Source organism: Alteraquisediminimonas sediminicola (genome assembly GCF_019740335.1).
Lineage (GTDB): Bacteria > Pseudomonadota > Alphaproteobacteria > Sphingomonadales > Sphingomonadaceae > Alteraquisediminimonas > Alteraquisediminimonas sediminicola.
This window is the reverse complement of sequence record NZ_JAHXZS010000001.1, coordinates 1,018,389-1,033,165: the sequence shown is the minus strand read 5'-3', so window position 1 is coordinate 1,033,165 and position 14,777 is coordinate 1,018,389. Positions and strand designations below refer to the sequence as shown.

Annotated in this window: 12 protein-coding genes; 6 read left to right on the top strand and 6 right to left on the bottom strand. The window is 59.6% G+C overall.

Going from position 1 to position 14,777, the window contains the following annotated elements; genetic code table 11:
• Positions 1-2 precede the first annotated feature (2 nt).
• The 5 genes from smpB (at position 3) to K6117_RS05090 (ending at position 5,040) form a co-directional block, all read left to right on the top strand.
• A complete protein-coding gene (gene smpB / locus K6117_RS05110) occupies positions 3-485 on the top strand; it encodes an SsrA-binding protein SmpB (protein ID WP_221792605.1) in 483 nt (160 codons plus the stop codon).
• Positions 482-1,054 (top strand): DUF2062 domain-containing protein, encoded by a 573-nt coding sequence (locus K6117_RS05105; RefSeq protein WP_221792604.1) that lies wholly within the window; start codon positions 482-484, stop codon positions 1,052-1,054. The genes smpB and K6117_RS05105 overlap by 4 nt, the downstream gene beginning before the upstream one ends.
• Positions 1,051-3,489 (top strand): hybrid sensor histidine kinase/response regulator, encoded by a 2,439-nt coding sequence (locus tag K6117_RS05100; RefSeq protein ID WP_221792603.1) that lies wholly within the window; start codon positions 1,051-1,053, stop codon positions 3,487-3,489. Before K6117_RS05105 ends, K6117_RS05100 begins: the two co-directional genes overlap by 4 nt.
• A 95-nt stretch (positions 3,490-3,584) precedes the next feature.
• Complete coding sequence (gene recA, locus K6117_RS05095; RefSeq protein WP_221792602.1) at positions 3,585-4,670, top strand: recombinase RecA; 1,086 nt, start codon at positions 3,585-3,587, stop codon at positions 4,668-4,670.
• Positions 4,663-5,040, top strand: coding sequence for a VOC family protein (locus K6117_RS05090; protein ID WP_246604816.1), 378 nt, complete (start codon positions 4,663-4,665; stop codon positions 5,038-5,040). Before recA ends, K6117_RS05090 begins: the two co-directional genes overlap by 8 nt.
• Positions 5,041-5,094: 54 nt before the next feature.
• Here the strand turns inward: K6117_RS05090 and K6117_RS05085 are convergent, their stop codons facing one another.
• From K6117_RS05085 to carA, 6 genes are all read right to left on the bottom strand, one after another.
• Positions 5,095-5,733 (bottom strand): hypothetical protein, encoded by a 639-nt coding sequence (locus K6117_RS05085; protein ID WP_221792601.1) that lies wholly within the window; start codon positions 5,731-5,733, stop codon positions 5,095-5,097.
• A 427-nt stretch (positions 5,734-6,160) separates the two neighbouring features.
• Positions 6,161-8,143, bottom strand: a complete 1,983-nt coding sequence (parE, locus tag K6117_RS05080) for a DNA topoisomerase IV subunit B (protein ID WP_221792600.1) — start codon at positions 8,141-8,143, stop codon at positions 6,161-6,163.
• A gap of 264 nt (positions 8,144-8,407) precedes the next feature.
• Positions 8,408-9,109, bottom strand: a complete 702-nt coding sequence (locus K6117_RS05075) for a 6-phosphogluconolactonase (protein ID WP_221792599.1) — start codon at positions 9,107-9,109, stop codon at positions 8,408-8,410.
• Positions 9,109-9,588, bottom strand: coding sequence for a transcription elongation factor GreA (gene greA / locus K6117_RS05070; protein WP_221792598.1), 480 nt, complete (start codon positions 9,586-9,588; stop codon positions 9,109-9,111). The genes K6117_RS05075 and greA overlap by 1 nt, the downstream gene beginning before the upstream one ends.
• A 91-nt stretch (positions 9,589-9,679) precedes the next feature.
• Positions 9,680-12,997: a carbamoyl-phosphate synthase large subunit gene (carB, locus tag K6117_RS05065; RefSeq protein WP_221792597.1), complete on the bottom strand. Its 3,318-nt coding sequence runs from the start codon at positions 12,995-12,997 to the stop codon at positions 9,680-9,682.
• 4 nt (positions 12,998-13,001) lie between these two features.
• Positions 13,002-14,180 carry a glutamine-hydrolyzing carbamoyl-phosphate synthase small subunit gene (gene carA / locus K6117_RS05060; RefSeq protein WP_221792596.1) on the bottom strand — a complete coding sequence of 393 codons (1,179 nt, stop codon included), beginning with the start codon at positions 14,178-14,180 and terminating at the stop codon, positions 13,002-13,004.
• Between the two features lie 143 nt (positions 14,181-14,323).
• Between carA and K6117_RS05055 the strand changes: the two genes are divergently transcribed.
• Positions 14,324-14,776, top strand: a complete 453-nt coding sequence (locus K6117_RS05055; RefSeq protein ID WP_221792595.1) for a GatB/YqeY domain-containing protein — start codon at positions 14,324-14,326, stop codon at positions 14,774-14,776.
• Position 14,777 lies beyond the last annotated feature (1 nt).

Here is a 14,777-nt window from a genome sequence, read left to right as displayed (position 1 = left end):
TTATGGCCCGTCCGCGTCACGCCAGTTTCGACAAGAAGAAGACGGTCGCCGAGAACCGGCGGGCGCGTTACGACTATGCGATCGACGAAGTGTTCGAGGCGGGCATCGCGCTCACCGGCACCGAGGTCAAGGCGTTGCGTTTTGGCGAGGGGTCGATTGCCGAGAGCTATGCTGAGGTCAAGGGAGAGGAGGTGTGGCTGATCAACAGCAACATCCCCGAATTCAGCCATGGTAATCGCTTCAACCATGAGCCCAAGCGCCCGCGCAAATTGCTGCTGAACCATCGCGAGATTGCCAAGATGTTCGGCGGGGTGTCGCGTCAGGGCATGACCTTGGTCCCGCTGTCGGTCTATTTCAATTCCCGGGGCCGTGCCAAGGTCGAGCTGGCATTGGCGAAGGGCAAGAAATTGCACGACAAGCGCGAGTCCGAAAAGACCCGCGATTGGAAGCGCGAAGCTGCCCGGATCATGCGAGATCGCGGGTGAAACGTCGGGAAACACGCGTTGCCAAATGGGTTCGGTCGCAGGCGCCGACGCGGGAGTCATTCGAGAAAAGCCGTTTTCTCAATCGCTTTGCCCATCGCGTGTTCGCGCCCGAATTATGGCGTTTTACCCGCCGTTCGGTGCCGCGCGGGGTCGCCTTGGGGCTGTTGGTCGGGATTTTCCTGCTGATACCCGGCTTGCAAATCGTCGGCGCGGCGCTGTTTGCCCTGCCGTTTCGCGCAAATATCCCGATTGCGGCGGCGATGACGTTTCTCAGCAATCCGCTCACCACCCCGTTCATCCTCGCGGCGTCGCTGTTTGTAGGCGAGGGGATATTGCAGCTTGGTTCTGATCCGGGCAAGTTGATGGTGATGATGGATCGCGGCGCGTCCTGGTATGATTGGCTGAGCTGGACCTTTTCGGAAGGTGCGCCTGCGTTGCTCGCGGGCCTTGCCACTATTTCGATTGTCACGGCGGCGGTCGGCTATGTGCTGGCGGTTGTGTTGTGGCGGTGGTGGATCAGTCGCAAATGGCGTCGCCGCGGCCATGAATGGATACATCCCGGCGCATGAGCGAGGTCGGCGCCATTCATTCCCACCCGCCTGCTAGCGCATCTGCGGCAAACGGCGCGGACAGGATCATTATATCGCTGGTGCTGTTGCTGGGCCTGATGACGGCTGGCGGTATTTTATGGGTGCTGGATGAAGTGGTGGTCGCGGCGGGCTTTGCGGCGGCGTTTATCACGGCGATGGCGTTGATCGTGCTGCTGCGTCAGGTACGCCCCCGTGCGACGGCGGTGGCGGCGGCAGTGCCCGATATCGCGCTGGTCCACGACCTGATTGCGGTGAGCGATTTTCCGATTGCGCTGACGGATCGTTCGGGCCGGTTGGTGGCGGCGAACGATGGCTATGCGCGGGTGATGACGGGTTATCCGGTGCCGCCAGCGCTCGGCCTGTCGGAGACGGATCAGGTGCGCTTGACCGAGGCCGGGCGCAAGGCATGGCGCGATGGCCGCGCTTTTGTGCCGGGGCTGATGCTGTCTGCGGGCTATTATAATGCCCGCATCCAGCGGATCGGCGCGGCGGACGATCATCTCCACTGGCTGTTCGTGCAGGAACAAGGTGACAACCGGGTCGAGGTCGCGCGGCAGTTGCTGCAAGGCGAACATGGTGAGCGACTGGGCCGCGCCGGGGTGATGGCGGCCTTGGTCACGCCCGAGGGCATGTTGATCGGCGCCAATCCGGTCTTTGCGTTGCGCGCGGGGCTTACGGGCGGCCTGGCGGGAAGTGCGCTGACCGTGCCGTTCGCCAATCTGCTGGAACCGGGCGAGGATGATTATATCCGCTTTCGCGCCGAGGGCGATGCGGGCGAGCCGATCCGATTGGTGCAGGTGCCGATCGGGCCGGAGGAAGAGCAATTGCCGACGCTGGTGCTCGCGCTCGACGATGCGGTTGGCGTGGTGCGCGCGGGCGTGTCTGGCGGGGCGGGGACGTCTGCGGTCAATGTCCATGCGCTGCTGGAACGCTTGCCTTTGGGGCTGGCGCTGGCGGATCGCAACGGACGGTTTATCTTCATCAACCCGGCCTTTGCCCGTGGTGCCGGGGTCGAGGGCAAGACCCTGCCGGTATTCCCAGGCGATCTGGTGATCCGCGAGGACAAGGCGGCGGTGGCGGATGCTGTGCGGCGCTTTGCGATGGGCGGCCAGCATATGGGCAGCGTGGCGGTGCGGCTCGCCAGCCGCCCAAATGATGTGATTGCTCTCACTATCGCGGGCGCGCGCGGCTTGGGCGAGGCATCGGTGTTGTTGTCGTTGAAGGACAATAGCGAGGAAGACCGGCTCAAGAACCAGATCGCGCAGGCGACCAAGATGCAGGCGGTGGGCCAGCTCGCGGGCGGTGTCGCGCATGATTTCAACAATATTCTGACCGCGATTATCGGCCATTGCGACCTGATGCTGATGCGCCATACGCCGGGCGACAGCGACTATGACGATATTCAGCAGATCAAGAGCAACTCCAACCGCGCGGCCAGCCTGACGCGACAATTGCTCGCTTTCTCGCGCCAGCAGACGCTGCGGCCACAGGTGCTGGAACTGGCGGATGTGATTGCGGAAGTGTCGAACCTGCTGCGTCGCCTGTTGGGCGAACGGATTTCGCTGTCGGTCGAACATGATCGCAATGTCGGGCTGGTGCGGGCCGATCCGGGGCAGTTGGAACAGGTGATCGTCAATCTGGCGGTCAATGCGCGCGATGCAATGCCGCAAGGCGGGCAGTTGACCATCCACACCTATTCGCCTGACGAGGCCGAAATTCGCGGGCGTGGACCGCAATTGATGCCGCCCGTCGATTATGCGGCGTTCAGCGTGGCCGATACCGGCACCGGCATCGATCCGATGATCCTGGGAAAGATTTTCGAACCGTTTTTCACCACCAAGGAAGTGGGCAAGGGAACGGGGCTTGGCCTGTCCACCGTGTACGGGATCGTCAAGCAATCGGGCGGGTTCATCTTTGCCGATTCGGTCATCGACAAGGGGACGCGCTTCTGCGTCTATCTGCCGGTCCATCGCTCGAGCGGCGATGAGGCCCCGCGTCCGGCCAGCCTGATCGATGCGCCGAAGGGCGAAATGTGGGGCACCGGCACGGTGCTGGTGATCGAGGATGAGGACATGGTCCGCGCCGTCGCGGAACGCGCGCTTGCCCGCCATGGCTATACGGTGTTGACCGCCAGCAATGGCGAAGAGGCAATTGAAATTGCCGAACGCGACGAACAGATCGATCTGATCGTCTCCGATGTCGTGATGCCGGGGATGGATGGCCCGACAACGGTACGGCGCATTCGCCAGCAACGGCCAGAGGTCCCCGTATTGTTCATGTCCGGCTATGCCGAGGAGCAATTGCGGGAGTCGATCAACATCGAGGATGTGTCCTTCCTGCCCAAGCCATTTTCGGTGCAGCAATTGATCGAAGCCGTGGGCCGGATCGTCGCGACCACTGCCGAGGAAAAATAGTTCCCCACTTGTTCTTTTAGAACAAATGGAATACGAAATGATTCGAACAGCCCCTTTGGGCGCTTCGAAGCTTGTATCCAGGGAAGGATTTCGGCATGGCTGCACAACTCAAACTTATTGGTGCGGAACAGGAAAAAGCGAATATGGACAGGCAGAAGGCGCTTGAAGCGGCACTGGCGCAAATTGATCGCGCCTTCGGCAAGGGATCGGCGATGCGGCTCGGTTCGCGTGAGGCGATGGAGGTCGAGGCGATCTCCAGCGGTTCGCTCGGTCTCGACATCGCGCTTGGCATTGGCGGCCTGCCGCGCGGGCGCGTCGTGGAAATTTACGGTCCGGAAAGCTCGGGCAAGACCACGCTGGCGCTGCATGTGATTGCCGAGGCGCAAAAGGGCGGCGGTACGGCGGCATTCGTCGATGCGGAACATGCGCTTGACCCGGCTTATGCCAAGAAATTGGGCGTCGATGTCAACAATCTGATCGTCAGCCAGCCGGATACCGGCGAACAGGCGCTGGAAATCGTCGACACGCTGGTACGCTCGAACGCGATTGACGTGCTGGTGGTCGACTCGGTTGCAGCACTGGTGCCGCGCGCGGAAATCGAGGGTGAAATGGGCGACAGTCATGTCGGCTTGCAGGCCCGTTTGATGAGCCAGGCCTTGCGTAAATTGACAGGGTCTATCAGCCGTTCGCGCTGCATCGTGATTTTCATCAATCAGGTGCGCATGAAAATCGGCGTGATGTATGGCAATCCGGAAACGACCACGGGCGGCAATGCGCTGAAATTTTATGCGAGCGTCCGTCTCGACATTCGTCGCACCGGCCAGATCAAAAATGGCGAAGACATTGTCGGCAATGCGACGCGCGTGAAGGTCGTGAAGAACAAGGTCGCACCGCCGTTCAAGCAGGTCGAATTCGATATCATGTATGGCGAGGGCATTTCCAAGATCGGCGAAATTCTCGACCTTGGCGTAAAGGCCGGGCTGGTGGAGAAATCGGGCGCATGGTTCTCTTATGACTCGGTTCGCCTTGGTCAGGGGCGCGAAAATGCCAAGATCTTCCTGCGCGAAAACCCGGAAATCCGCGACCGCATCGAATCCGCGATCCGGGGCAAGACCGAAGAAGTGGCAGAAGGCCTGATGGTCGGCCCGGATTCGGATGACGACGTTGATGGCGATGCCTGATTCACATCCCCCGCACGCCAATTTGGCCCGCATCGCCTATCTGGAGTTGCAGGTTGGTGATGCGGGGGAGAGTCGCACATTCTTCGAAGCGGCTTTTGGATGGACGCTGACAAGTTTTGGCCCGGATTATGCCGCAACGTTGGGGGCTGGCACGGATCTGGGTCTTGATGCCAGTGGTGTGGATGCGGGTAAGCCCCCGTTGGCGGGGATCGAGGTTGTCGATCTTGAAGCTGCGCTTGCGGCTGTGGAAAAAGCGGGCGGCAGGATCTCAAGGCCGATTTTTGCCTTTCCCGGCGGGCGGCGCTTTCATTTCAGGGAGCCCGGCGGGAATGAACTGGCGGTGTTCGTCAACGAGCCGGACGCCGCCTGAGGCGGATATGAAAATGGTGTCTGGCCTGAAGGTAGCAGCAGGTTAGACCATCTTTTATTTGATCTTTACCATCGCCAAATCAGCCTGTGTGATCCCTGCTGTCTTGGCCGTGTTTGCCAATCCTATGGAACATAAGATCGTATCGTCCGATGTTGCAGTGATGACCCCTCGCAACTCTGCGATGTTCTCGACGGATGGAACGCAGACATTGATCATGTCTTGCAATCGACTGGCAGTGAATGCGCGATTTTTATATTCATTTTCACAGATTTTGACGGTTTTTGACAGGCTTTCATGCACCTTTCTGCCTAGGCTTGTCGGTATTTTCAGCCTTTCAATAGTGGCATAGGTCGCTGTGCAGGCCACCTCCATCGCATGTGCGGCATAATATGCATCGCCAAGGTCATCTGAGCTAGAAGTGGCGATAAGGGTGGCGTTGGATTGATCACATTGGTTGATCATCATTGTAAGGATATAATAAATGGCGGTGGCATCCGTTTTGCCTGTTGCTGATGGTTTTTCTGGGAGCGGAGGTGCGGGGCTATCACTCATCACCCATGTGGTGACGAAAACGAACAACACCAAAACAAGCGCGCCGATATTGAAGGCGTTAAATTCGAATTGAGAATTATCGAATGTTGTGGCGGTGAATGCCGTTTCACATTTTGAGCAAAATTTCTTGCGAAGTGACATTATTTCTTTGCAATTCGGGCAAGCGGCATATGTCATTGAATCACCCTTTTGCTCAACGCTATATGATGCGAATAAGGGCTGTTATTTAGTTCTGAAAAGTTAAGCCATTGGTATATATCGAATTATATGATCCATTTCATAGCCGGATATGACTATCATAATGACGCTGGTGTGGGGGGCTTGTCTGGAGGAACGTGTTTGGCTGCGTCGGCCTTTGGGGCAGCATCTGTCACAGCGCGTGGAAGAGATACTGCCCCAAAGGCCCGTGCAGCTAAACAAGTTCAGCATGACGAAAGTGGGGAAAGCCAACGGTGGCATGGCTGCCGCAAGAGCGAAAGCCTGCCGCGATTTATTGGCGCACACGCCTAAGCGGATGAATGCTCGCCCCCGGCGCTTGAGGCTGAAACAAAGAGGCGGGGCTAATCAATCACGCGTCGATGGCGTCTTCGTCCACATAAGCGGCATTGGCCTGAATGAAGGCGAAGCGGTGTTCCGGGTGTTTGCCCATCAACCGATCGACAAGATCGCGGACCCCGGCACGTTCTTCATATTCCACCGGCAAGGTCACGCGCAGCAGGGTGCGGGATTTGGGGTCCATTGTCGTTTCGCGTAATTGCTGCGGGTTCATCTCGCCAAGGCCTTTGAAGCGCGAGACTTCGATCTTGCGGCCCTTTAAGGGGCCAGCCTCGATTTCGGCGCGATGGGCGTCGTCCTTGGCGTAATAGCTCTTGTTGCTCGCGGTCAGGCGATAGAGCGGGGGCTGGGCGAGGAAGAGATGGCCGCGCCGGACCAGTTCGGGCATTTCCTGAAAGAAAAAGGTCATCAGCAAGGTGGCGATGTGCGCACCGTCGACATCGGCATCGGTCATGATGATGACGCGTTCATAGCGCAGGGTTTCGGGCGAGAATTTGTCGCGCACGCCACAGCCCAAGGCCTGCGTAATGTCGCTGATTTCCTGATTGGCGCGGATCTTGTCGGCAGTGGCGGAGGCGACGTTCAGGATCTTGCCGCGCAATGGCAGGATCGCCTGTGTCTTGCGGTCGCGCGCCTGTTTCGCAGAGCCGCCCGCGCTGTCGCCTTCGACGAGATATAATTCGGTGCCTGCGGGGTCATCCGACGAACAGTCGGTCAGCTTGCCCGGCAGGCGTAGGTTGCGCTTGGACGTCGCGGTCTTGCGCTTGACCTCGCGTTCGGCCTTGCGGCGCAGACGTTCGTCCATGCGATCGAGTATGAAGCCGAGCAATGCCTTGCCGCGTTCCATATTATCGGTGAGATAATGGTCGAAATGGTCGCGTACCGCGTTTTCAACCAGTCGCGCAGCTTCTGGCGAGGTCAGCCGGTCCTTGGTCTGGCTTTGGAATTGAGGGTCGCGGATGAAGACGCTCAGCATCACCTCATTCGAGGTCATAATGTCTTCGGCGGCGATGTCTTTGGCCTTTTTCTGGCCGACCAATTCGCCAAAGGCGCGCATGCCCTTCACAATCGCGGCGCGTAAGCCTGCTTCATGTGTGCCGCCATCGGGGGTGGGGATGGTGTTGCAATAATAGCTATAGCTGCCATCCGACCATAAGGGCCATGCGACCGCCCATTCGACCCGGCCTTGTTCATCGGCAAAGTCTTGGCGTCCGGCGAAGAATTCGGAAGTTGCGCATTCGCGCGCGCCGATTTGTTCCTTGAGATGATCGGACAGGCCGCCGGGGAATTGGAACACGGCCTCGCTCGGCGTGTCGTCACCGATCAGTTCGGCGGCGCATTTCCAGCGGATTTCGACGCCGGCGAAGAGATAGGCTTTTGAGCGGGCGAGGCGGTAGAGGCGGGCGGGCTTGAAATGGGCGGTGTCGCCGAAAATTTCGGTGTCCGGGGTGAAGGACACGGACGTGCCGCGCCGATTGGCGACCGGACCCATTTCCTCAATGGACCCAAGCGCCAGTCCGCGTGCGAAGCGTTGGCGATAGAGCAATTTATTGCGGGCGACCTCGATCACCGTGTCGGTGGACAAGGCATTGACCACCGAGATGCCGACGCCGTGCAGGCCGCCCGAGGTGGCATAGGCCTTGCCCTCGAACTTGCCGCCGGAGTGGAGCGTGGTGAGGATCACTTCGAGCGCGGATTTGCCCGGAAATTTGGGGTGCGGATCAACCGGGATACCGCGACCATTATCGGTGATGGTCAGGCGATTGCCCGGTTGCAGGTTGATTTCGATCCGATTGGCATGGCCGGCCACGGCCTCGTCCATCGCATTGTCGAGCACTTCGGCGGCGAGATGGTGATAGGCGCGTTCGTCGATCCCGCCGATATACATGCCGGGACGGCGACGTACGGGTTCGAGCCCTTCCAACACCTCGATGGTGGAGGCATCATAGGTGCCAACGACAGCACCCGGCGCGGCAAAGAGATCTTCATCGGACATGGGGGGATGCATAGCGGGTCGGGAGTCCGACGTGCAAGGAGATGTTGTTGCAATATGATAGGAGCGGTGCGCTTTCCCTCATTTAGGGGCTGATGTGCGCTTTAGCATGGCGAAACGGGTGGTGTTACTGCCCTTGGAAATTGCCGCCAAATGTACGCAGTGCCGCAAGGACGACCGGCTGCCGCGCCTTATTGAGAGGAAAGCCAAGGCGACACCAAAGGGAAGGGGGTGTCGCCGCCCGGCGTTTGAGGGGCTAAAAAACTTTTACCCGCACCAATGAATGTCGATGGGCTGTTCCAGATCGGCGAGCACGCGGCCAATGGGCAGGGCTGAGGACGTGCCGTCTTCAATCGCCTGTTCGAGCAGCTCGCGGCGATTGTCGCCCTTGGTGACGATCATCAGCGAACGGGCGGACGCAATCGCTGCGCGCGACAAGGTGACGCGGGCGACGGGGGCGTCTTTCGGCATCGGTTCCGGCATGACGCCCAAAGCGCGACGTTCTTTCGGGCCGTTCAAGGCTTCATCCAGATCGGGACCGGCATAGATCGCGGCGGTGTGGCCGTCTTCGCCCATGCTAAGCCAGATCAGGTCGCAGGGCCATTGCAAGTCCTGCAGGCGCGCATCGGCGGCCTTGCCCGCGGATTTATAATCCTTGGTGTCGCTGCCGATCGGCATCACGCGCGCGCCGAGCGGGAGAAACAGCTTGGCCAAAGGCGTGACCTTGGCGAGCGGATCGCTGACCGGCACAAGGCGATCATCGGTCGGGAAGATGGTGACTTTCTTCCAGTTCAGCTTTTGCTTGGCCAATTTTTCAAGAATCGGCATCGATATGTCATCGACCGGCACCGAAATCACGGCATCGCCGCGCGCATCGAGTGCGCTTTCGATGATGAAACCGACATCGCCCGCTACCGCATCCGCCAGTTCGGTGGCGGTGTCATAATCCCAGAATTCGGCTTCGATCATCAGATGAACTCGATCTTCGACACGCAATACCAACGGTCGCCCGATGGCACGGTCACTTCGATTTCGTCATCGACCTTCTTGCCGATGAGCGCACGGCCCAAGGGGCTGTTGTACGAGATGCGACCGCGCTTGGCGTCCGCTTCCATCTGGCCGACGAGCTGATAGGTGATCGGCTTGTCATCCTCATCGAGCAAGGTCACGGTCGCGCCGAACACGATCTTGTCGCCGGACAGGCTTTTCGGATCAACGACCATGGCGCGGGCCATGCGGTCGTCCAGATCGCCAATCGAGGCTTCGATCTGTCCCTGACGTTCCTTAGCGGCGTGATATTCGGCATTTTCCGAGAGGTCGCCATGGGCGCGCGCTTCTTCGATTGCCTGAATGACTGCCGGACGTTCGATCATCTTGAGGCGCGTCAGCTCCTCGGCAATCATTCGATAGCCTTCTTCCAGCATGGGCATTTTCTCTGGGGATGCCATGTACTCGGAACCTTTCGTCAAAACGCTCCCGTGACGCTCCGGGTTGGAGCGCCATACAACCTCACGATGTCGGGATTGAAGTTAGTGGCCCTTAATAGTCCTGGAGTGCGCGAACTTCAAGTTCATGCGCACGCAGGGCTGCAATCGCCCTTGCCGTGGCGACGGAGGCCGCGGCAGTGGTGAAATACGGGACCTTGCCATAAAGGGCGGACACGCGGATCGACTGGCTGTCTTTCAGCGATTGCCAACCTTCCGTGGTGTTGAAGATCATGGCGACTTCGCCATCCTTGATCTTGTCCACGATGTTGGGGCGGCCTTCGGCGACCTTGTTGACCTTTTCGACGTTCACGCCCTGCGCGATCAGATAATCGGCAGTACCGCCAGTCGCGATGACCTTGAAGCCGAAATCGGCCAATTGGCGCACGCCGGGCAGGATCACGGCCTTGTCGCTATCCTTGACGGATACGAACAGGGTGCCGGATTCGGGCAGGATCGTGCCTGCGCCCAATTGCGCCTTGGCGAATGCGGTCGCGAAATCGCTGTCGATGCCCATGACTTCGCCGGTCGATTTCATTTCCGGGGACAATACCGGATCGACGCCGGGGAAGCGCGCGAACGGGAAGACGGCTTCCTTGACCGCGATATGTTTGATGTGGCGATTGATCTTCGGCAGTTCGGCCAGCATTTCACCGGCCATGACGCGGGCGGCGAATTTGGCGATCGGCTGGCCGATGGCCTTGGCGACGAACGGCACGGTGCGGCTGGCGCGTGGGTTGACCTCGATCAGATAGACCTTGTCGTCCTTGACCGCGAACTGGATGTTCATCAGGCCCTTGACGAACAGGGCGCGGGCCAGTGCATCGGTCTGGCGCTCGATTTCCTCGATGATGTCCTGCGACAGGCTATAGGGCGGGAGCGAGCAGGCGCTATCGCCGGAATGGACCCCGGCTTCTTCGATATGCTGCATCACGCCGGTGACGACGACATCGGTGCCATCCGAAATCGCATCGACATCGACTTCAATCGCATCGCGCAGATATTGATCGATCAAGACGGGGCTATCGCCCGAGACCTTGACCGCCGTCTGGATGTAATTTTCCAACTGCGCCTGTGTGTCGACGATTTCCATCGCGCGGCCACCCAGCACGTAAGACGGGCGCATCAGCACCGGATAGCCGATCTTATCGGCGACCGCGATGGCTTCTTCCCGGCTGCGGGCGATGCCATTGTCCGGCTGGCGCAGGCCGAGCTTGTTGATCAGCGCGGCGAAGCGTTCGCGATCTTCGGCCAAGTCGATGGCGTCGGGCGAGGTGCCGAGGATCGGGATGCCCGCATCTTCGAGCGCCTGTGCGAGCTTGAGCGGGGTCTGGCCGCCGAACTGCACGATCACGCCCTTGAGCGTGCCGTTCTGCTGTTCGACATGGAGGATTTCCAACACGTCTTCAGCAGTCAGCGGTTCGAAATACAGGCGATCCGACGTATCATAATCGGTCGACACCGTTTCCGGGTTGCAGTTGATCATGATCGTTTCATAACCCGCTTCCGACAGCGAGAAACACGCATGGCAGCAGCAATAATCGAACTCGATGCCCTGACCGATACGGTTTGGGCCACCGCCGAGGATCACGATTTTTTCGCGGTCGGTCGGCTGGCTTTCGCATTCCGGCTGGCCGAAAATCGGGCTTTCGTAAGTCGAATACATATAGGGCGTTTTCGCGAGGAATTCCGCCGCGCAGGTATCGATTCGCTTGAACACCGGACGCACGCCGAGACGATGGCGCAGCGCGCGCACTTCCTTTTCGGTCACGCCGCCGGTCATCGCCGTCAGTGCCTCATGCACCAGACCGCCACTGCTGGCGGCGGCGCTGGCGAGGCCGGATTTGAGATTCGCCGATTGCAGCGCGAGAAATGCGAGACGTTCGTCCGAAAAGCCCATCGCCTTTAATGCGCGCAAGGATTCAGCATCGCGCGGCAGGCCATTGTCCATCACGCCCTGTTCAGCGGCGACGATTTCTTCGAGCCGTTCAAGGAACCATGGATCGAATTTCGCAATCGCGGCGATTTCGGCGACGGTCATGCCTTCGCGCAATGCCTGTGCGGCGATCAACAGGCGATCCGGGGTCGCGCGCGACAAAGCGGCGGTCAGATCGTCCTTGGAGGCGCCCTTCAGTTCATCGATGAAGTTGAAGCCGGACAGGCCGGTTTCCAGCCCGCGCAGGGCCTTTTGCATCGATTCATGGATGTTGCGGCCAATCGCCATCACTTCGCCGACCGACTTCATCGCGGTGTGGAGCAAAGGTTCCGCGCCCTTGAACTTTTCAAAGGCAAAGCGCGGGATCTTGGTCACGACATAATCGATGGTCGGTTCGAATGATGCAGGCGTCGCCCCGGTGATGTCGTTGGTGATTTCATCGAGCGTATAGCCGACCGCGAGCTTGGCCGCGACCTTCGCAATCGGGAAGCCGGTCGCCTTGGACGCGAGCGCCGATGAACGCGACACGCGCGGGTTCATCTCGATCACGATCAGGCGGCCATCCTTGGGATTGACCGCGAACTGCACGTTCGAGCCGCCGGTTTCGACGCCGATTTCACGCAGGCACGCGATGCTCGCGTTCCGCATGATCTGATATTCCTTGTCGGTCAGCGTGAGGGCGGGCGCGACGGTGATGGAATCGCCGGTGTGGACGCCCATCGGATCGATATTTTCAATCGAGCAGATGATGATGGCATTGTCGTTGCGATCGCGCACGACTTCCATCTCATATTCTTTCCAACCCAAGAGCGATTCTTCGATCAGCACTTCGGTGGTCGGCGAGGCATCGAGGCCGCCGGTCACGATCTGGAGAAATTCATCCTTGTTATAGGCAATGCCGCCGCCGGTGCCGCCCATGGTGAAGGACGGGCGGATGATCGAGGGCAGGCCGGTGCGTTCCAGCACGGCGAGCGCCTCATCAACCGAATGGGCAATGCCCGAGCGCGCGGATTCGAGGCCGATCTTGTCCATCGCATCGCGGAATTTGATGCGGTCTTCGGCCTTGTCGATCGCTTCGGCATCCGCGCCGATCATTTCGACATTATATTTCGCCAGCGTGCCATCGTTGAACAACGCCAGCGCGGTGTTGAGCGCGGTCTGGCCGCCCATTGTCGGCAGGATCGCGTCCGGGCGTTCCTTGGCGATGATCTTTGCCACGATTTCGGGCGTGATCGGTTCGATATAGGTCGCATCGGCCATGTCCGGATCGGTCATGATCGTGGCCGGGTTCGAATTCACGAGGATGATGCGATAGCCTTCCTCGCGCAGCGCTTTGCAGGCCTGCGTCCCGGAATAATCGAACTCGCATGCCTGACCGATGATGATCGGGCCTGCACCAACGATGAGGATGGATTTGATGTCTGTGCGCTTGGGCATGGTCTTAATTCACACTTTCGCCGGTCATCATCCCCACGAACTTTTCGAACAGATAATGGCTGTCCTGCGGGCCGGGGGAGGCTTCGGGATGGTATTGGACGCTGAACGCGGGCTTATCGGCGAGTTCGAACCCGCAATTGGAGCCATCGAACAGCGAGACATGGGTTTCACGCGCATTTTTCGGCAGGGTCGTGCTGTCGACCGCAAATCCGTGGTTCATGCTGGTGATTTCGACGCGATCATCGGACAGGCGCTTGACCGGGTGGTTCGCGCCGCGGTGGCCCTGGTGCATTTTCGACGTTTCCGCGCCAATCGCGATGCCGAGCATCTGGTGGCCAAGGCAGATGCCGAACAACGGCTTGCCCGTTTCCAGCCATTGTTGGATCACCGGTACGACATACGCGCCGGTTGCCGCCGGATCGCCGGGGCCGTTCGAGAGGAACAGGCCGTCCGGGTTATGCGCCATGATGTCTTCGAACGACGCGGTCGCCGGGACCACGGTTACGCGCGCGCCTGCCGCGACGAGGTTACGCAGGATGTTGCGCTTCACGCCGAAATCCATCGCGACGACCTTCGGACCGGTGGCTTGCGCGCTGTTCGCGTCATAGCCATTGGCGCGAGTCCAAAGCCCGTCTGCCCAATCATAGCTTTGCAGGGTGGTGACGGGCTTGGCGAGGTCCATGCCTTCCAGCCCCGGCCATGATTTGGCCATCGCCTGCAAGGCGGGGATGTCGAACTTGCCGTCCGGGCTGTGCGCGATCACGCCATTGGGCGCGCCTTGTTCGCGGATGCGGCGCGTCAGTGCGCGGGTATCGATGCCGGAGATGCCGATGCGGCCATTCGCGGTCATCCATTGGATGAAATGCCCGGAGTTGCGATAATTTGATGGGTTGGTGACGTCCTCGCGCACGATGCAGCCGAGTGCGTGCGGGTTGGTCGCCTCAATATCTTCGGCATTGGTGCCGACATTGCCGATATGCGGGAAGGTGAAATTGATGATCTGCCCGGCATAGCTCGGGTCCGTCATGATTTCCTGATAGCCGGTGATCGATGTGTTGAAGCAGATTTCGCCCACGGCAGCGCCAGCGGCCCCGAATCCACGACCCCAGATGACCTCGCCAGACGCCAGAACAATAGCCCCTGTCGCGTTATTTGGCGCAGGCGGATAAGCGGCGTCAGCCATAGGGCGGGCACTCCTTGGGTAAGATTCGTCATCGCGATGTTGCAAGGCATCCGACTAGGGATGCGAACCGCCAGCGTCAATCTATTAAAGCAGCACAGGAACGGCTAGGAGCACGACTTACCGAAATTAATGGAAGTTATGGCATGATTCGCGACGATATCAAGAATGCACTGGTCACAGCGATGAAGGGCGGGGACAAGGCCGGGACGGCGACGATTCGCCTGATTCAGGCAGCGATCAAGAATCGCGACATCGAGGCCCGCACCGGCAAAGCGCCAAGCGATGATGATGTGCTGGTGATTGAGGTCATGCAGAAGATGATCAAGCAGCGCCGCGAATCCATCGATATGTTTGAAAAGGGCGGGCGGCCAGAACTCGCCGCCAATGAAGCCGCGGAAATCGTGGTGATTGAACGCTTTTTGCCCGCGCAGATGAGCGAAGCGGAAACCATCGCGGCGATTGAAGTGATCAAGGCGGAACTGGGTGCGACCTCGGTCAAGGACATGGGCAAGGTGATGGCGGAGCTGAAAGAACGCCATGCCGCGAGCCTCGATATGAGCAAGGCGAGCGCCTTGGTGAAGGGTGCGCTTTCTTAAT